This window comes from Allobosea massiliensis, assembly GCF_042655245.1.
In the GTDB taxonomy this organism is placed as follows: Bacteria; Pseudomonadota; Alphaproteobacteria; order Rhizobiales; family Beijerinckiaceae; genus Allobosea; species Allobosea massiliensis.
This window is the reverse complement of sequence record NZ_JBHSLU010000004.1, coordinates 1-15,552: the sequence shown is the minus strand read 5'-3', so window position 1 is coordinate 15,552 and position 15,552 is coordinate 1. Positions and strand designations below refer to the sequence as shown.

Below are 15,552 nucleotides of genomic sequence, written 5' to 3'. Positions count from 1 at the left end.
GCTCCGCCGCGATAGCCGCTGGGAGTGCCGCGAGCTCAGCACCGAGCGGTACCGCAACAGAACCCGGAGGACAATGACATGACCAGGACACTGCGCCTTGCGCTGACCGCCTCGACTCTTCTCGGGGCGTCGCTCTCCGCCTCGCTCTCCGCCCAGGCCGGAATGCTCGCCGCGCTCACCGGCGACGACACCCTGACGATGATCGACACCGCGACGCAGAAAGCCGGCAAGTCGATGAAAGTGACCGGCATCGCCGGCAAGATCGCCGGTATCGATGTGCGCCCGGCCGACGGCATGCTCTATGCGCTATCCACCGACGGCACGATCTACACGGTCGACGCGGCCGGCAAGGCGACGATGAAGTCGAAGATGGACAAGGTCCTCTCGGCTTCGACGATGGCGACCGTCGACTTCAACCCGGCGGCCGACCGTCTGCGGGTCATGGGCGCGGACGGCACGAATTATCGCGTCAATGTCGACGACGGAAAGGTCGTGGTCGACGGCACGCTGAAATTCGCCGAGACCGACATGCACAAGGGCGAGACGCCGATGGTCGTCGCCGGCGCCTACACCAATTCCGTGAAGGGCACCAAGGAGACGGCGCTCTACGACATCGACGCCAAGATCGGCGCGCTGCTGAAGCAGGCGCCGCCGAATGACGGCGTGCTCGGCGCGGTCGGCAAGCTCGGCGCGATGCCGAAGGCGATCGCCTTCGACATCGAGACGGCGGCGGATGGCAGCAACACCGGCTGGCTGGTCGCCGACGGCGCGCTCCACAAGGTCGATCTCACCTCCGGCAAGGCGACGATGGTCGGCAAGATCGCCGGGCTGAGCGGCACGGTGCGCGACGTGGCCGTGCTGCCGGCGATGTGACGACGGGCGTCTTTCGCGCCGAAACAAGGCCACCGCCCGATCCGGGCGGTGGCTTCTTTTTGTTCAAAGTCGTCAGTTTGTGGCGTGCTGCGCGCAACTCGCGACGACAAAGCCTCGCATTGTCCCGGCCGCTTTCCGTTTTTCGCCACGATTGAGGCTCTAGTCTCTGTCACGAGAAGGACCCGGCCGGAGGCGACGCATGGCGAGCCCGAGCGTGTTGCGCAGCGAGAGCGTGGGGTTACAGCGCTTCGGGCTGGGGTTCGGCCTGGGCCAGGATGCCGGCATCCGGGGGGCGGCGCGGGAGCGCTGCCTCGCCGAGATCGAGCGACGCACCCTGCCGCAGCCGACCGGGCTGCCCTTTTCGGGTGCCGCCGAGATCGGGGCGGCACTCTACGCGTTCGAGGATGCCGAGCGGGCGGCGCGCGAGGCGAAGCCCCCTGCCGGCCAGCAGGTCGCGGCGGCTGCGGCGCCTCCGGGTCAAACCTCTGGCGCCCAGAACCAGATGGCTCAGCCCAAACCCGCCAATGAGCCGGCGCTGCCCTATCGGACCTATCGCGACGAGGTTTCGGCACGGGTGCGGCTGGCGCTGGAGGCCGAGACCGGTTTCGGGGAACGGCTCGTCCAGTTCTGGTCGAACCATTTCTGCATCGGCGCCACCAAGAGCAACATGACGCGGATCATGGCCGGCGCCTATGAGCGCGAGGCGATCCGTCCGCATGTCTTCGGCCGCTTCGCGGATATGCTGGTCGCGGCCGAGAGCCACCCGGCCATGCTGGAGTTTCTCGACAACCGTCTTTCGATCGGCCCGTCCTCGCCAGCCGGCAAGCGGCGCGGCCGCGGGCTCAACGAGAACCTCGCCCGCGAGATCCTGGAGTTGCACACGCTCGGGGTCTCGGGCGGCTATGCCCAGGTCGACGTCACCAATCTGGCGCGGATCATCACGGGCTGGACGGTGGTCGGCCGCGAGGCGGTGCTGGGCTTCCCCGGCTCCTTTGCCTTCAATGCCGGGTTGCACGAGCCGGGTGCGCCGGAACTCCTCGGCAAGCCCTATGGCCAGCCGGGCAAGGAGAAGGGGCTGGCGGCGCTGACCGATCTCGCCCGCCATCCCGCGACGGCCGATTTCATCGCGATCAAGCTCGTCCGGCATTTCGTTGCCGACGAGCCGCCGCCGGCGCTGGTGCGCGAATTGTCTGCCGTGTTCAGGAAGACCGAGGGCGATCTCGCCGCCGTGTCGCGAGCCCTGGTCGAGTCGAATGCCGCCTGGACCGCTGAGCCGACGAAGATCCGATCGCCGCAGGAGTTCCTGCTGGCCGCCTTCCGCGCGCTCGGGCGCAAGGCCGAGTTCGGCCAGATCGTCGGCCCGCTGACTGCGATGGGACAGCCCTTCTGGCAGCCGTCTGGCCCCAATGGCTATCCCGATGGCAACGAGGCCTGGGCCTCGCCCGAGGGCATCAAGACGCGCATCGACGTCGCGGCCGGCTGGGGCCGGCAGGCTGCCGGCAGCGTGCCCGATCCCCGCGCCCTGACCGAGGACATCCTCGGGCCTCTGCTCTCGCCCGAGACGCGTCAGGCGGTGGCGCGCGCCGACAGCAAGCCGCAGGCGCTGGCGCTGCTGCTGCTGTCGCCCGAATTCCAGCGGAGGTGAGCCCGATGCTCGACGACGACGATGATTGCGAAAAGATGACGCCGTCGCGCCGTGCCGTGCTGGGTGCGGCCGGGGCGCTCTTCGCCTGGTCCTTCGTGCCGAGATTCGCCTATGCGGCGGCGGGCGCCCGCGACCCGCGCTTCCTGCTGGTCGTGCTGTGCGGCGCGCTGGACGGGCTCTCGGCCGTGCCGCCGCTGGGCGACCCCGATTATGCCGGCCTGCGCGAGGGCATCGCGCTGACGAAGGACGGCCCCGATGCGGCGCTGCCGCTCGACGGATTCTTCTATCTGCACCCCGCGATGCCGAACCTCGCCCGGCTCTATGCCGCCGGCCATGCGTCGGTCGTGCATGCGGCCGCCACCGGCTATCGCGAGCGCTCGCATTTCGACGGGCAGGATGTGCTGGAGAGCGGGCAGGGCGGTCCGGGCAAGACCGAGAGTGGCTGGCTCAACCGGCTGATCGCCAGTCTTCCGGCCGGGGAGGGCATCTCGCGCAAGGGCGTGCTCGGGGTCGGCGTGGTGCCGCCGCTGGTGGTGCGGGGCGAGGCGCCGGTGCTGGGCTGGGCGCCGCCGCGGATGGCGCGGGCCGGCTCCGATCTGATCCAGCGGCTGGAGGATCTCTACGGGCAGCGCGATCCGGGGCTCGCCCGTGCGCTCGCCCAGGCGAAGTTGACCGAGGAGATCGCCAGGCGCCAGGGCATGAGCGGCGAGGCGAGGGGCGGCGGCGGGCCCGACAGCGCGGAGGGCATGAAGCGCATCGCCGACGGCGCGGCGGCGCTGGTCGGCGCCGATGACGGGCCGCGGATTGCCGCGCTCGCCTTCGAGGGCTGGGATACCCATGCCAATGAGGGTGGCGCCAGGGGCCGGCTGGCGCAGCTGTTGGGCGGGCTCGACGGCGCGCTGGCGACCTTCGAGCAGGGCCTCAAGCCGGTCTGGAAGGATACGGTGGTGATGGTCGTCACCGAGTTCGGCCGCACCGCGAAGGTCAACGGCACCGTCGGCACCGATCACGGCACCGGCACGGTCGCCTTCCTCGTCGGCGGCGCCGTCAAGGGCGGGCGGATGATCGTCGACTGGCCGGGGCTGAAGCTGGAGCAGCTCCACGAGAAGCGCGACCTGAAGCCCACCACCGACATTCGCGCCGTGGCGAAGGGCGTGGTCGCGGATCTGTTCGGCGTGTCAGGACCGGTGCTGGCGGAGAAGGTCTTTCCCGGCAGCGGCGGGATCGGGCCGATGGCGGGGCTGGTGGGGTAGGGGGCTCGCGTAACCGCAGCCCTCATCCTGAGGAGCCGCGTAGCGGCGTCTCGAAGGATGCTCCAGACTGCGCGAGATCCTCGTCTGCCTTGGAGGCTGATCTTTACCGGGAGGGAAGATGCGCGAGACGGACGGTTGCTGGGTCTACATTCTCCGTTGCGCCGACGGTGCCTATTATACGGGCTCGACCCGCAAGACGGTCGAGGTCCGTCTCGGAGAACACCAGAGCGCACAGAACCCAGAGGCATTCACCGCGACCCGGTTGCCGGTGGTGCTGGTCTTTGCCGAGCATTTTCAGGCCATCACGGACGCCATCGCGATGGAGCGACGCATCAAGGGTTGGTCGCGAGCCAAGAAGGAAGCCCTGATCGCCCAGAATTTCGACCAACTGGTGCTGTTGTCCAAGCGGGGCCATCGACCCGCAGCCCCCGTCCTTCGAGACGCCGCTGACGCGGCTCCTCAGGATGAGGGCTGCTGATTGTCGGCGCAGCGGGCCTCGATCAAGCCCAGGCGCGCGTCTTCAGCTTCTCCTCATAGGCCTCGATCTTCGGCGCCTTCTCCATGGTCAGGCCGATATCGTCGAGGCCGTTCATCAGGCAGTGCTTGCGGAAGGGGTCGATCTCGAAGCGGATCTCGCCGCCGTCCGGGCCCTTGATGGTCTGATTGCCGAGATCGACCGTGAGCGTCGCGTTGGAGCCGCGATCGGCGTCGTCGAACAGCTTCTCGAGGTCCTCGGGGCTGACGACGATCGGCAGGATGCCGTTCTTGAAGCAGTTGTTGTAGAAAATGTCGGCGAAGCTCGTCGAGATCACGCAGCGGATGCCGAAGTCGAGCAGCGCCCAGGGGGCGTGCTCGCGCGAGGAGCCGCAGCCGAAATTGTCGCCGGCGACGAGGATTTCCGACTTGCGATAGGCCGGCTGGTTGAGCACGAAATCGGGGTTCTCCGAGCCGTCCTCCTTGTAGCGCATCTCCGAGAACAGCGCGGTGCCAAGACCGGTGCGCTTGATCGTCTTGAGGTACTGCTTGGGGATGATCATGTCGGTGTCGACATTGATCACCTTCAGCGGCGCGGGCGTCGAGGTCAGGGTGGTGAAGGGCTGCATGAGGGGTTCCTTGCGGTCTTTAGATGGCATCAGGTCGCTGGAGCGGGTGTCCGGACGATGCGGGTTCCGGCCCAGAGGTCGTAGAGCGGTGCCAGCGGAAGCGAGCGTTTGACCGAGCAGGGCCGCCAGACGAGCCAGCTTAATGTTCCTGCAACGAGCAATGTCGGAACCATCAGCCATGCCGTCAGGCCGTATGCCGCGATCATCCATACCGGCCCAAAGACGATTGCGATGATGGTCAGCCATAGCAGACCTGCATAAAGCAGGCGCAGAGCAGCCCGTTTGAGACTCGCTGCACCGCCATCATCTGCGACGAGACGAAGCCCCAAGAGGCGCATGCCCGGTGTGGCTTGCCATGGCGACAAGGTCTGGCACGCCAAGATGGCCGCTAGGAAGCCCAGATACCCGATCCAGTCGAGGAAGAACGGTTTGGTTGCGCGCCCTAGATCATCCACCGCGACATCGACCGAGACGGACCGAATGACGTCGTCAGTACCCTTGTCGACCCGCGCCAGGCGCACGAAGCGATTGCGTGCTACTCCGAAGCTGCTGACCTCGCAAAGGGCCGCCTGGTTCCACTGCACGTCCGGCATCTGTTTGCGGCCTTGCGCCAGGACGCTTGGATCGAGCTTCACCGGCCCGCAATGAGATGTCGTGATCCCGAATCCCTGCAGTCGAATCGAGTCTCGGCTTCCGAAGGCGAGAACGACGAAGATGACGAACACAAGGGAATAGGCCAGGAAGTCGAGCCACGTGGCCAGCATCCGCCGCCAGAACCAGAGTTTCTCCGCTCCCATGCGCTACCCCGCCGCCTGTTCGATGGCTTCGAGATCCTCGTCCGAGAAGCCGAAATGGTGGCCGATCTCGTGGATCAGGACATGGGTGACGATGTGGCCCAGCGTCTCGTCATGCTCGGCCCAGTAGTCGAGGATCGGGCGGCGGTAGAGATGGATGGTGTTGGGCATCTGGCCGGTCTGCGGGGCATAGCCCTGCTGCGGCAGGCCGATGCCGGTGAAAAGGCCGAGGATGTCGAAGGGGCTCTCGGCCTCGAGCTCCTTGCAGACATCATCCTCGGGGAATTCGGTGACGTTGAAGATCACGTCGCTGCAGAGCGCGCGGAACTCCTCCGGCAGCCGGTCGAAGGCGGCCTGCGCCATGACCTCGAAGGCCTCGATCGAGGGCGCGCGTGTACCCTCCCAGTCGATCTCGGCCGGGTTGGCCGCGGCGGCCCGAATGGCGGGAACGCTCCCCATCACCAGACCTTCAGCTGATGGCCGAGCCACCAGGCGAGCACGACGACGCCGAGCAGCGAGAGCGAGCGCCCGATGCGCCGGCCCCAGAGCTCTATCCTGTCGCCCTCGGGGGCATCCTTCGCGCCGAAATGATCCGCCGCCCGGCCCATGGAGGAGCCGAGCAGGCTTTCGCTGTCGCGCCTGACGCGGTCGAGCGCGGCTTGCGCCTCGGCGGCGCGGGCGGATTCGCGGGGGTCCTTCGACATGGCGGTTTCTCCCCGCGAGACCCGGTCAGCCCAGCTGCCTCACATCGACGAACCGCCCCACCAGCGCGGCGGCCGCGGCCATCTGCGGCGAGACGAGATGGGTGCGGCCCTTGAAGCCCTGGCGGCCCTCGAAGTTGCGGTTCGAGGTCGAGGCGGCGCGCTGTCCCGGCTTGAGCTGGTCGGGGTTCATGCCGAGGCACATCGAGCAGCCCGGCTCGCGCCATTCGAAGCCGGCGGCGAGGAAGATCTTGTCCAGCCCCTCGGCCTCGGCCTGCTGCTTCACGAGCCCCGAGCCCGGCACGATCATGGCGTAGTCGAGCGAGCCCGCGATCTTCTTGCCCTCGACGATCTTGGCGACGGCGCGCAGATCCTCGATGCGGCCATTGGTGCAGGAGCCGATCCAGATCACGTCGAGCGGGATGTCGGTCATCTTCGTGCCGGGGGTGAGGCCCATATACTCCAGCGCGCGCTTCTTGGAGCTGCGCTTGACCTCGTCGTCGATCAGATCGGGATCCGGCACGCTGCCGGCGACCGAGATCACGTCCTCCGGGCTGGTGCCCCAGGAGACGATCGGCGGCAGGTTGTTGGCGTCCAGCTTCACGATGCGGTCGAAATGCGCGCCCTCGTCGGTGTAGAGCGTCTCCCAGTAGCGCAGGGCCTCGTCCCAGGCGGCACCCTGCGGGGCCTTGGGGCGCCCCTTGAGATAGGCGTAGGCCTTCTCGTCGGGCGCGACCATGCCGGCGCGGGCCCCGCCCTCGATCGACATGTTGCAGACCGTCATGCGGCCTTCCATCGAGAGCGCGCGGATGGCCTCGCCGGCATATTCGATGACCGAGCCGGTGCCGCCGGCGGTGCCGATCTCGCCGATGATGGCGAGCGTGATGTCCTTGGCGGTGACGCCCTTGGCGACCGTGCCGTCCACCTGGACGAGCATGTTCTTCGCCTTTTTCTGGATCAGCGTCTGGGTCGCCAGCACATGCTCGACCTCGGAGGTGCCGATGCCGTGCGCCAGCGCCCCGAAGGCGCCATGCGTCGAGGTGTGGCTGTCGCCGCAGACGATGGTCGTGCCCGGCAGGGTGAAGCCCTGCTCGGGGCCGACGATGTGGACGATGCCCTGGCGGATGTCGCGCTCGTTGAAGTATTCGACGCCGAAATCCTTGGCGTTCTTGGCGAGCGCCTCGACCTGGATACGGCTCTCCTCCTCCGCGATGCCCTTGGAGCGATCGGTGGTGGGGATGTTGTGGTCGACGACGGCGAGCGTCTTTTCCGGCGCGCGGACCTTGCGGCCGGTCATGCGCAGCCCCTCGAAGGCCTGCGGGCTGGTGACCTCATGGACGAGGTGGCGGTCGATATAGAGCAGGCAGGTGCCGTCCTCCTGCCGATCGACGACGTGGTCGTCGAAGATCTTGTCGTACAGCGTGCGGGGAGCGGACGTCGCGGTCATGGGGCTCGAGCCTCGGAAACGAAACAGCGGTGGGAAACTGGAAAGGGCCGGCTCTGCGAACCGGCCGGCACGACGCATTCGCCTGTCGCCCGCGCGCGGCGCGGGTCTCAGGCGCGGCTAAGGCCCGCGGCGATCGAGGCGGTGAAGCGGCCGAAGAAGCGCCAAGGCAGGCGGGCATGGTCATGCAGCGCCGCGAAACCCTGCGTCGTGGGCATGCGGCGCAGGTTCGCCTCGCGGCGAACCACGCAGAGCCGGCCATGCTCGCTCGCGGGGCGCTTCGTCATGGCGCGGTTCTAACAGTTCCAGACTGGCCGGGCAATGCGAGGCGGGGACAGGTGGGGGCGTCGTTGGGTGCCGCCTCGGGCCGCTCAGAGCTGTCCGCGCAGATCCCACAATTCGGGGAAGAAGCGGCGTTCGAGGGCCGTCTTCAGGAACTGCACGCCGGAGGACCCGCCGGTGCCGGTCTTGAAGCCGATGATGCGCTCGACCGTCTTCATGTGGCGGAAGCGCCATTGCTGGAACTGGTCCTCGATGTCGACCAGTTCTTCCGCCAGCTCGTAGAGATCGAAATGGCCGCGGGTGTCGCGATAAACCCCGAGCCAGACATCGCGCAGCCCGGCGTCGAAACCATGCGGCTCGCGCCAGTCGCGCGCGGTGCAGGCCGCCGGCACAGGCAGGCCGCGCCGCGCCAGCAGCAGGATCGCCTCGTCATAGAGGCTGGGCTCGCGATAGGCTTTCTCCAGCAGCGCATGGGCGGCGGGGTGATGCTTGTGGACCGCGAGCATGCGCGGGTCCTTGGCGCCCAGGCGGAATTCGAGCGCGCGATACTGCCAGGACTGGAAGCCGGAGGATTCGCCGAGCGAGGGGCGGAAGGCGAGGTAGTCCGCCGGCGTCATGGTGGAGAGCACGTCCCAGGCCGCCACCAGCTGCGACTGGATGCGCGAGACGCGCGCCAGCGACTTGAAGGCGGGCGACAGCTCGTCTTTCCGGATCGCGGCGATGGCGCCGTCGATCTCGTGGACGCAGAGCTTGAGCCAGAGTTCCTGGACCTGATGGATGGTGATGAAGAGCGGTTCGTCGGGGGCGTCGCTCAGCGGCTTCTGGGCGGAGAGCAGCAGATCCAGCCCGAGATAGTCGCCATAGCTCATCCGCTGCCGGAAGTCGGTGGTCATGCCGGGCTCGATCCGGCTTTCGGGCTGGCTCATGACGCGTATCCCCCGCTCTGGCCTCGACAAGCAATATTTTAAACTTAAAGTATCTCGCGCCGCGCACAAGCCGGGAGCGGCGCCACGCATGACCAAACGGGCCTTTCCACGCGATCTTTCGCAGCATTTTTCGCTGTTCCGGCAGGCGGCCGCGGGCCGGTTGCATGTCGCCGCGCACAGCCACCATTTCTGGCCGGACGTGACGCGCGCCGCGCAGCTCCGCTGCTGGGACGATGCCGCCCGCCTCGTCGACGACAAATGGGGCGAGGTGCTAGGGCCGGTCTGGAGCCGCGTTGCGGCGGGGCTCGCGCGGCATCTCAACCTGCCGTCGCCGGAGTCGCTGGCGCTGGCGCCCAACACGCATGAATTCGTCAACCGCCTGCTGTCTTGCTGCGCGCCGGGCCGGCCGGTGCGCATCCTCACCAGCGACGGCGAGTTCCACTCCTTCCGGCGCCAGACACAGCGCCTGGCCGAGGAGGGACTGGTCGAGCTTGTCATCGTCCCGGCGGAGCCGTTCGAGAGCTTCACCGCGCGCTTCGTCGCCGCCGGACGCGAGGCGGGGCGGATCGACCTCGTCTTCGTCAGCCAGGTGCTGTTCAATTCCGGCTATGCCCTGCCGGACCTGCCTGGCCTGGTCGAGGCGCTCGTCGCCCCGGATCGGCTGATCGTCATCGACGGCTATCACGGCTTCCTGGCGCGCCCGACCGATCTGGCGCCCATCGCGGACCGCGCCTTCTACCTCGCCGGCGGCTACAAATACGCGATGGGCGGGGAGGGCATCGGCTTCCTGCACAGCCCGCCCGGCATCGCCCCGCGACCGCGCAACACGGGCTGGTATGCCGCCTTCGGGGCGCTGGCGGGCCCGCAGGACGAGGTCGCCTATGCGGAGAGCGGCTGGCGCTTCATGGGCGCGACCTTCGACCCCTCGGGCCTCTACCGCTTCGACGCCGTGCTGTCCTGGATGGCGGAGCACGGGATCGATGCCGGCGGGGCGCAGGCCCATGCCCAGGCCCTGCAGGCGCTCTTCCTCGCCGGGCTGCCGGCGCTGCGCCATCCCGTGCTGGCGCCCGCCAACCTGGTGGTGGCGCACGCCGCCGATCGCGGCAACTTCCTGACCTTCCGGCACGAGCAGGCGGCGGCGTGCCACCGCGCCCTGCACGAGGCCGGCATCATCACCGATGTCCGCGGCGACCGGCTGCGCGTCGGCTTCGGCCTCTATCACACGGAGGGCGACATCGCGGCGCTGCTGGAGCGGCTGCGGGGCTGAGCCGGGCGACGGCCCCATCACCAACGAAAAACGCGGCCCCGAGGGACCGCGTTCGCTATTGTATCGCCAGAGGCGAAATTCTTACTTGGCGTCGGCCTTGGCGCCCTTGGCGGGACGGGCCTCGACGCGCTCGGCGATGCGGGCCGACTTGCCGCGGCGGTCGCGCAGATAATAGAGCTTGGCGCGGCGCACCTTGCCCTTGCGGACGACCTTGATGGAATCGAGGTTCGGCGAGAACAGCGGGAAGACGCGCTCGACGCCCTCGCCATAGCTGATCTTGCGGACGGTAAAGCTCTGGTTCAGGCCGCCGCCGTTGCGGGCGATGCAGACGCCCTCATAGGCCTGGACACGGCTGCGCTCGCCTTCCTTGACCTTGACGTTGACCTGCACGGTGTCGCCGGGCTGGAAGTGCGGGATCTCGCGGCCTTCGCTGAGCTTGGCGATCTGCTCCTGATCGAGCTGTTCGATGATGTTCACGGGTCTCTCCAATTGCCGTTGTCGCGCTTGACTGCGCGGGCGTTCGGCACGCTGTTTTCAGTTGAGCCCGAGCGCATAGACGAAAGGCGCGGCGCTGTCGAGAGCGATGCGACGACGCCGTGCTTTTCGCGATGTCAAGTCCGGCGAGGCGGCCTCAGTGCAGCCGGAACTCGCCGCCCACCGCGCGCAGATCGGCCGGGCCGATCAGGTCCTTATGGCTCACCGTGACGCGGAAGAGCTTGCCGTCGAGCTTGGCCTGCCAGAAGTCGAGGAAGCGGTTGAGCTCCGGGAAGCGGGGGGCGAGGTCGTAGTCCTGCCAGACATATTCCTGCAGGATCGCCGGGTGGTCGGGCATCCGGTAGAGGATGCCGGCGGTGGTCAGTCCGTAGCCCGCGATCTGGCGGGCGAAGTCGCTCGAAGCCATGCCTGTCCGCTCCGTGGTTGCAACCGGCCGATGGCAGCGCATCCGCAACGCTGACGCAAGCCAAAAAATTGCGTTTGTGCTGCCTTTTCAGCCTGTTAGCACTCGCTTGAAAAAAGTGCTGCCGCCCTCTTGAACTGCGAAAACGGCAAAACCAGATCATCGCGCGGGCGAACGTGCCGCAGGGTGCCGCGGTTCCTCAGCCGCGCCGCCGGGGCGTCGCCTGCTTTGACCTGTGACCGACATGAACGGAGGAACTCATGAAGTTTCGGCCACTGCATGACCGCGTCGTCGTGAAGCGCATCGACGCCGAGGAGAAGACCAAGGGCGGGATCATCATCCCCGACACCGCCAAGGAGAAGCCGCAGGAGGGCGAGATCGTCGCCGTCGGCCCCGGCGCCCGCGACGAGCAGGGCAAGCTCGTGCCGCTCGACGTCAAGGTCGGCGACCGCGTGCTCTTCGGCAAATGGTCCGGCACCGAGGTGAAGATCGACGGCGAGGATCTCCTGATCATGAAGGAGAGCGACATCATGGGTGTCGTCGAGGCCACCGCCTCCCTGAAGAAGGCCGCCTGACGGGGCTTCGTCTCCAACCCATCAACCTGAAACCTCAAGTCTGAAGGAGTGAGGAATCATGGCTGCGAAAGACGTCAAGTTTTCGCAAGACGCCCGCGAACGCATGCTGCGCGGCGTCGACACCCTGGCCAATGCGGTCAAGGTCACGCTCGGTCCGAAGGGCCGCAATGTCGTGATCGAGAAGTCCTTCGGCGCGCCGCGCATCACCAAGGACGGCGTCACCGTCGCCAAGGAGATCGAGCTCGCCGACAAGTTCGAGAACATGGGCGCGCAGATGGTGCGCGAGGTCGCCAGCAAGCAGAACGATGCGGCGGGTGACGGCACCACCACCGCGACGGTGCTGGCACAGGCCATCGTCCGTGAGGGCGCCAAGTCGGTCGCCGCCGGCATCAACCCGATGGATCTCAAGCGCGGCATCGACCTCGCCGTCGAGGCGGTGACCAAGTCGCTGGGCCAGCACTCCAAGACCATCACCGGTTCGGAGGAGGTCGCGCAGGTCGGCACGATCTCGGCCAATGGCGACCGCGCGATCGGCGAGATGATCGCCGAGGCGATGAAGAAGGTCGGCAAGGAGGGCGTCATCACGGTCGAGGAGGCCAAGACGGCCGAGACCGAGCTCGACGTCGTCGAGGGCATGCAGTTCGACCGCGGCTATCTCTCGCCCTATTTCGTCACCAACTCCGAGAAGATGATCGCGGAGCTGGAGGACCCTTACATCCTGATCCACGAGAAGAAGCTCTCGGGCCTGCAGACCATGCTGCCGCTGCTCGAGGCGGTGGTGCAGACCGGCAAGCCGCTGCTGATCGTGGCCGAGGATGTCGAGGGCGAGGCGCTCGCCACGCTCGTCGTCAACAAGCTGCGCGGCGGGCTCAAGATCGCTGCGGTCAAGGCGCCGGGCTTCGGCGACCGCCGCAAGGCCATGCTGGAGGACATCGCGATCCTCACCGGCGGCACCGCCATCTCCGAGGATCTCGGCATCAAGCTCGAGAACGTGACGCTCAACATGCTCGGCCGCGCCAAGAAGGTCCGGATCGAGAAGGAGAACACCACGATCGTCGACGGCGCCGGCAAGAAGAAGGAGATCGAGGCCCGCGTCGCGCAGATCAAGGCGCAGATCGAGGAGACCACCTCGGACTATGACCGCGAGAAGCTCCAGGAGCGTCTGGCCAAGCTCGCCGGCGGCGTCGCGGTGATCCGCGTCGGCGGCGCGACCGAGGTCGAGGTCAAGGAGAAGAAGGACCGCGTCGACGACGCCCTGAACGCCACCCGCGCGGCCGTGGAAGAGGGCATCCTGCCGGGCGGCGGCGTCGCCCTGCTGCGCGCGGTCAAGGCGCTGGAGGGTCTGAAGGCCGGCAATGACGACCAGAAGACCGGCATCGAGATCGTCCGCAAGGCGATCACCGCGCCGGCCCGCCAGATCGTCGAGAATGCCGGCGATGACGGCGCCGTCGTGGTTGGCAAGCTGCTGGAGTCCAAGGATTATGCCTGGGGCTATGACGCGCAGTCCGGCGAGTATCGCGACATGGTCAAGGCCGGCATCATCGACCCGACCAAGGTCGTGCGCACGGCGATCCAGGATGCGGCCTCGGTCGCGGGCCTGCTGATCACCACCGAGGCGATGATCGCCGATCTACCCAAGAAGGACGCCGCTCCCGCCATGCCGGCGGGTGGGATGGACTTCTGATCCGGCGTCCACCGACCGGACCGTGAGCAACGGACGGCGCCGCGGCCTCGCGGCGCCGTCTTGCGTTGCGGGATTTCCGCAAGGGCGCCCGGCGCGTCCGCGCTTGGCGGGACGGCGCGCGGCGTGCTTAGGCTTCCCGCCCCTCACGCCAGCCGCCGGACCGCGCCATGCCCGAGACCACCGCTCCCATCGCCCTCGTCACCGGCGCCGCGCGCGGCATCGGGCTCGCCACCGCGCAGCGCTTCCTCGATGAGGGCTGGAAGGTCGCGCTGCTCGACATCGAGACCGAGTTGCTGGCGCAAGCCGTCGCCGCGCTCGGCCGGCCCGAGCAGACCCTGGCGCTGCCCTGCGACGTGTCGGATCCCGTTGCGGTGGAAGCGGCCTTCGCGGCGCTGACCGCCCGCTTCGGCCGGCTCGACGCGCTGGTCAACAATGCCGGCACGGCCGTGTTCAAGCCGCTGCTGGAGACGACGCTCGCCGAGTGGAACCGAGTCATGGCGGTCAACCTCACCGGGCCCTTCCTGACGACGCAGCTCGCCGCCCCGCTGATGGCCGAGACCGGCGGCGGTGCCATCGTCAACATCACCTCGATCTCGGGCTTGCGCGCCTCGACGCTGCGCGTCGCCTACGGCACCTCGAAGGCGGCGCTCGCCCATCTCACCAAGCAGCAGGCGGCCGAGCTTGCCTCGCTTGGCATCCGGGTCAATGCGGTCGCGCCCGGCCCGGTCGACACGGCCATGGCCAAGGCGGTGCACTCGGCCGAGATCCGCGCCGACTACCGCGATGCGATCCCGCTCGCCCGCTACGGGCTGGAGGAGGAGCTGGCGGCCTCGATCTTCTTCCTGTGCAGCGACCAGGCGAGCTACGTCACCGGTCAGGTGCTGGCGGTCGATGGCGGGTTCGACGCGGTCGGGATCGGGCTGGCGACGCTGCGCGGCGAGCGCCGCAACCGCTGAGCGCCACCTCTCCATCACATCCGCGTGGGTGCGGCGATGCGCGGCTTGCGGGGCGCAGGTCCGCTTGCATCATCCGCTCCGCGACGGGAGGGGATGCGGAATGGCACGACGCTGGCGATGGGCAGGGCTGATCGGGCTGGCGCTGGCAAGCACGGCGCAGGCTGCCCCGCCCGAAGGCGCGGTCGTGATCGGCGGCTTCGCGATCGATGCCACCGAGGTCACGGTGGAGGCCTTCGCGCGCCATGCCGCCGCGCGGGGACTGCAGACGGCGGCCGAGCGCGAGGGCGGCGGGCATGAATATGTCGGCGGCTGGCAGCGCCGGCCGGGCTGGAGCTATCGCAGCCCTTCGGGCACCCCGGCGCAGCCGACGGACCCGGCGGCGCATCTGACCTGGTTCGAGGCGCGTGATTATTGCGCCGCCAGGGGTGGCCGCTTGCCGACGCTCGCGGAATGGCGCGAGGCCGCCTTCACCGAGCGCCGCGCCGCCTCGAGCGACGGCTATGAGCGCGGCCGGACCTATCCCTTCCCCGTCGGCGAAAAGCCCGGGGGGATGAATCTCGCCGGCACCGATCCCGCCAGCGGCGATGTCTGGGAGCGGCACGCTCCCACGGGGGCGACGCGGCGCGGCGTCAACGGCCTCTACGACATGGGCGCCAATCTCTGGGAATGGCTCGCCGACCGGCGCGGCAGCGAGGCGCTCACCGCCGGCGGCTCCTGGTGGTACGGACCGGCCCAGACGCGCAGCGAAGCCCCGCAGTGGAAGGCGGCGGATTTCACGGCGGTCTATATCGGCTTTCGCTGCGTTTACGGCTGAGGGGGAGTGTTCCGCGCGCTGACGGCGAAGGGCGCGGTCCTTCTCCCCTCGGGGGAGAAGGTGGCACGGCGAAGCCGTGACGGATGAGGGCAGCGCCGCGGCTCGCACCCTCATCCCCTGCCGGACCTTCTCCCCCGAGGGGAGAAGGAGGCTGACTTATCCCCGGTGCTTCGTTCCCCAACTAGGATGCCATCACCTCATCCCCGAGGGGCAGCCATCCGGAGGTGTGCCGTTGGTGGGGGTCGTGTCCCTGCTGGTGGTGTAGCTTCGCAGAGCCACCGCGTGCCGGCTTTGGTCGGGCTGGTCAGGCGGCCACGGCTGGCAGGCTGACGATGGG

Annotated in this window: 18 protein-coding genes; 9 read left to right on the top strand and 9 right to left on the bottom strand. The window is 68.2% G+C overall.

Annotated features, from left to right (window positions below):
* Positions 1-78 precede the first annotated feature (78 nt).
* The 4 genes from ACFPN9_RS01080 (at position 79) to ACFPN9_RS01065 (ending at position 4,249) form a co-directional block, all read left to right on the top strand.
* Complete coding sequence (locus tag ACFPN9_RS01080) at positions 79-873, top strand: DUF4394 domain-containing protein (RefSeq protein ID WP_066724792.1); 795 nt, start codon at positions 79-81, stop codon at positions 871-873.
* 199 nt (positions 874-1,072) lie between these two features.
* Entirely contained in the window at positions 1,073-2,518 is a 1,446-nt protein-coding gene (locus ACFPN9_RS01075; protein ID WP_066724794.1) for a DUF1800 domain-containing protein, read from the top strand.
* A 5-nt stretch (positions 2,519-2,523) separates the two neighbouring features.
* The gene (locus ACFPN9_RS01070; RefSeq protein ID WP_066724796.1) at positions 2,524-3,771 is read left to right on the top strand and encodes a DUF1501 domain-containing protein; all 1,248 of its coding nucleotides are present in this window, start codon (positions 2,524-2,526) and stop codon (positions 3,769-3,771) included.
* A 118-nt stretch (positions 3,772-3,889) separates the two neighbouring features.
* Positions 3,890-4,249, top strand: a complete 360-nt coding sequence (locus tag ACFPN9_RS01065; protein ID WP_066724798.1) for a GIY-YIG nuclease family protein — start codon at positions 3,890-3,892, stop codon at positions 4,247-4,249.
* A gap of 22 nt (positions 4,250-4,271) precedes the next feature.
* On the opposite strand, the gene leuD is transcribed toward ACFPN9_RS01065, so the two are convergent.
* The 7 genes from leuD to kynA all read right to left on the bottom strand — a co-directional run bounded on the left by leuD (position 4,272) and on the right by kynA (position 9,021).
* Positions 4,272-4,874, bottom strand: coding sequence for a 3-isopropylmalate dehydratase small subunit (leuD, locus tag ACFPN9_RS01060; RefSeq protein ID WP_066724801.1), 603 nt, complete (start codon positions 4,872-4,874; stop codon positions 4,272-4,274).
* A gap of 29 nt (positions 4,875-4,903) precedes the next feature.
* Entirely contained in the window at positions 4,904-5,671 is a 768-nt protein-coding gene (locus ACFPN9_RS01055) for an RDD family protein (protein WP_066724809.1), read from the bottom strand.
* A gap of 3 nt (positions 5,672-5,674) precedes the next feature.
* Positions 5,675-6,127, bottom strand: coding sequence for a metallopeptidase family protein (locus ACFPN9_RS01050; RefSeq protein ID WP_082734980.1), 453 nt, complete (start codon positions 6,125-6,127; stop codon positions 5,675-5,677).
* Entirely contained in the window at positions 6,127-6,372 is a 246-nt protein-coding gene (locus tag ACFPN9_RS01045) for a hypothetical protein (protein ID WP_066724811.1), read from the bottom strand. Before ACFPN9_RS01045 ends, ACFPN9_RS01050 begins: the two co-directional genes overlap by 1 nt.
* Before the next feature lie 25 nt (positions 6,373-6,397).
* Positions 6,398-7,816: a 3-isopropylmalate dehydratase large subunit gene (gene leuC, locus ACFPN9_RS01040; RefSeq protein ID WP_066724813.1), complete on the bottom strand. Its 1,419-nt coding sequence runs from the start codon at positions 7,814-7,816 to the stop codon at positions 6,398-6,400.
* 107 nt (positions 7,817-7,923) lie between these two features.
* The gene (locus ACFPN9_RS01035) at positions 7,924-8,100 is read right to left on the bottom strand and encodes a hypothetical protein (RefSeq protein ID WP_156446650.1); all 177 of its coding nucleotides are present in this window, start codon (positions 8,098-8,100) and stop codon (positions 7,924-7,926) included.
* 84 nt (positions 8,101-8,184) lie between these two features.
* Positions 8,185-9,021, bottom strand: coding sequence for a tryptophan 2,3-dioxygenase (gene kynA, locus ACFPN9_RS01030; protein ID WP_066724816.1), 837 nt, complete (start codon positions 9,019-9,021; stop codon positions 8,185-8,187).
* 88 nt (positions 9,022-9,109) lie between these two features.
* Here kynA and ACFPN9_RS01025 point away from each other — a divergent pair, with 88 nt between their 5' ends.
* On the top strand, positions 9,110-10,288 hold the full coding sequence (locus ACFPN9_RS01025; protein ID WP_066724819.1) for an aminotransferase class V-fold PLP-dependent enzyme: 1,179 nt from the start codon (positions 9,110-9,112) through the stop codon (positions 10,286-10,288).
* Positions 10,289-10,369: 81 nt separating this feature from the next.
* On the opposite strand, the gene rplS is transcribed toward ACFPN9_RS01025, so the two are convergent.
* Together rplS and ACFPN9_RS01015 are read right to left on the bottom strand one after the other, a co-directional pair.
* Positions 10,370-10,765, bottom strand: coding sequence for a 50S ribosomal protein L19 (gene rplS / locus ACFPN9_RS01020; RefSeq protein WP_066724822.1), 396 nt, complete (start codon positions 10,763-10,765; stop codon positions 10,370-10,372).
* A 154-nt stretch (positions 10,766-10,919) separates the two neighbouring features.
* Complete coding sequence (locus ACFPN9_RS01015; protein ID WP_068072478.1) at positions 10,920-11,189, bottom strand: usg protein; 270 nt, start codon at positions 11,187-11,189, stop codon at positions 10,920-10,922.
* A 257-nt stretch (positions 11,190-11,446) separates the two neighbouring features.
* Here ACFPN9_RS01015 and groES point away from each other — a divergent pair, with 257 nt between their 5' ends.
* The 4 genes from groES (at position 11,447) to ACFPN9_RS00995 (ending at position 15,215) form a co-directional block, all read left to right on the top strand.
* Positions 11,447-11,761 carry a co-chaperone GroES gene (gene groES, locus ACFPN9_RS01010; RefSeq protein WP_066720489.1) on the top strand — a complete coding sequence of 105 codons (315 nt, stop codon included), beginning with the start codon at positions 11,447-11,449 and terminating at the stop codon, positions 11,759-11,761.
* 58 nt (positions 11,762-11,819) lie between these two features.
* Positions 11,820-13,445 (top strand): chaperonin GroEL, encoded by a 1,626-nt coding sequence (gene groL, locus ACFPN9_RS01005; protein WP_377814983.1) that lies wholly within the window; start codon positions 11,820-11,822, stop codon positions 13,443-13,445.
* Positions 13,446-13,612: 167 nt separating this feature from the next.
* Positions 13,613-14,401: an SDR family NAD(P)-dependent oxidoreductase gene (locus tag ACFPN9_RS01000; protein ID WP_066717558.1), complete on the top strand. Its 789-nt coding sequence runs from the start codon at positions 13,613-13,615 to the stop codon at positions 14,399-14,401.
* A gap of 100 nt (positions 14,402-14,501) precedes the next feature.
* Positions 14,502-15,215: an SUMF1/EgtB/PvdO family nonheme iron enzyme gene (locus ACFPN9_RS00995; protein WP_066717557.1), complete on the top strand. Its 714-nt coding sequence runs from the start codon at positions 14,502-14,504 to the stop codon at positions 15,213-15,215.
* The last annotated feature ends 337 nt before the right edge of the window (positions 15,216-15,552 follow it).

Coding starts and splice junctions, on each gene's coding strand:
- ACFPN9_RS01035 (WP_156446650.1), bottom strand. CDS start 8,100: ATGACGAAGCGCCCCGCGAGCGAGCATGGCCGGCTCTGCGTGGTTCGC.
- ACFPN9_RS01000 (WP_066717558.1), top strand. CDS start 13,613: ATGCCCGAGACCACCGCTCCCATCGCCCTCGTCACCGGCGCCGCGCGC.
- ACFPN9_RS01050 (WP_082734980.1), bottom strand. CDS start 6,127: ATGGGGAGCGTTCCCGCCATTCGGGCCGCCGCGGCCAACCCGGCCGAG.
- leuD (WP_066724801.1), bottom strand. CDS start 4,874: ATGCAGCCCTTCACCACCCTGACCTCGACGCCCGCGCCGCTGAAGGTG.
- ACFPN9_RS01025 (WP_066724819.1), top strand. CDS start 9,110: ATGACCAAACGGGCCTTTCCACGCGATCTTTCGCAGCATTTTTCGCTG.
- ACFPN9_RS01080 (WP_066724792.1), top strand. CDS start 79: ATGACCAGGACACTGCGCCTTGCGCTGACCGCCTCGACTCTTCTCGGG.
- ACFPN9_RS01045 (WP_066724811.1), bottom strand. CDS start 6,372: ATGTCGAAGGACCCCCGCGAATCCGCCCGCGCCGCCGAGGCGCAAGCC.
- groES (WP_066720489.1), top strand. CDS start 11,447: ATGAAGTTTCGGCCACTGCATGACCGCGTCGTCGTGAAGCGCATCGAC.
- ACFPN9_RS01015 (WP_068072478.1), bottom strand. CDS start 11,189: ATGGCTTCGAGCGACTTCGCCCGCCAGATCGCGGGCTACGGACTGACC.
- ACFPN9_RS01070 (WP_066724796.1), top strand. CDS start 2,524: ATGCTCGACGACGACGATGATTGCGAAAAGATGACGCCGTCGCGCCGT.
- leuC (WP_066724813.1), bottom strand. CDS start 7,816: ATGACCGCGACGTCCGCTCCCCGCACGCTGTACGACAAGATCTTCGAC.
- kynA (WP_066724816.1), bottom strand. CDS start 9,021: ATGAGCCAGCCCGAAAGCCGGATCGAGCCCGGCATGACCACCGACTTC.
- groL (WP_377814983.1), top strand. CDS start 11,820: ATGGCTGCGAAAGACGTCAAGTTTTCGCAAGACGCCCGCGAACGCATG.
- ACFPN9_RS00995 (WP_066717557.1), top strand. CDS start 14,502: ATGGCACGACGCTGGCGATGGGCAGGGCTGATCGGGCTGGCGCTGGCA.
- ACFPN9_RS01075 (WP_066724794.1), top strand. CDS start 1,073: ATGGCGAGCCCGAGCGTGTTGCGCAGCGAGAGCGTGGGGTTACAGCGC.
- ACFPN9_RS01065 (WP_066724798.1), top strand. CDS start 3,890: ATGCGCGAGACGGACGGTTGCTGGGTCTACATTCTCCGTTGCGCCGAC.
- ACFPN9_RS01055 (WP_066724809.1), bottom strand. CDS start 5,671: ATGGGAGCGGAGAAACTCTGGTTCTGGCGGCGGATGCTGGCCACGTGG.